The following is a 946-nucleotide window of genomic DNA, read 5'->3' on the forward strand; positions in this document are numbered from 1 at the left end:
ACTACTCGATGATCTTGGCGACGACGCCGGCGCCGACGGTACGGCCGCCTTCGCGGATAGCGAAGCGCAGACCTTCGTCCATGGCGATCGGAGCGATCAGTTCAACGGTCATCGACACGTTATCGCCCGGCATCACCATTTCGGTGCCTTCCGGCAGGTAAACCATGCCGGTGACGTCGGTGGTGCGGAAATAGAATTGCGGGCGATAATTGGTGAAGAACGGGGTGTGACGACCGCCTTCTTCCTTGTTCAGGATGTAGGCTTCGGCGGTGAACTTGGTGTGCGGGGTGATCGATCCCGGAGCGGCCAGAACCTGACCGCGTTCCACGTCTTCACGCTTCACGCCGCGCAGCAGGGCGCCGATGTTGTCGCCGGCTTCACCCTGATCGAGCAGCTTGCGGAACATTTCAACGCCGGTGCAGGTGGTCTTGACGGTCGGCTTGATGCCGACGATCTCGACTTCTTCACCAACCTTGACCACGCCGCGTTCAACGCGACCGGTGACCACGGTGCCGCGGCCCGAGATCGAGAACACGTCTTCGATCGGCATCAGGAACGGCTTGTCCTTCGGACGTTCCGGCTGCGGGATATAGGCATCGACTTCGGCCATCAGCTTCAAGATGGCTTCGCGGCCGATTTCCGGCTGCTTGTCTTCCAGGGCGCACAAAGCCGAACCGCGCACGATCGGAATGTCGTCGCCAGGGAAGTCATAGCTGCTCAAGAGCTCGCGCACTTCCAGTTCGACCAGATCCAGCAATTCCGGATCGTCGACCATGTCGCACTTGTTCATGAACACCACCAGGGCCGGCACGCCGACCTGACGGGCAAGCAGGATGTGCTCGCGGGTCTGGGGCATCGGGCCGTCGGCAGCGGACACCACCAGGATGCCACCGTCCATCTGCGCCGCGCCGGTGATCATGTTCTTCACATAATCGGCGTGGCCGGG

General features: G+C 61.7%; 1 protein-coding gene. It reads right to left on the bottom strand.

Annotation, left to right across the window (positions count from 1 at the left end; all coding sequences use genetic code 11):
* Nucleotide 1: 1 nt before the first annotated feature.
* A partial coding sequence (gene tuf, locus KEC16_RS19625) for an elongation factor Tu (RefSeq protein WP_211552112.1) occupies nucleotides 2-946 on the bottom strand: 945 nt, incomplete at its 5' end.

This window comes from Magnetospirillum sulfuroxidans, assembly GCF_018224925.1.
Lineage (GTDB): Bacteria > Pseudomonadota > Alphaproteobacteria > Rhodospirillales > Magnetospirillaceae > Magnetospirillum > Magnetospirillum sulfuroxidans.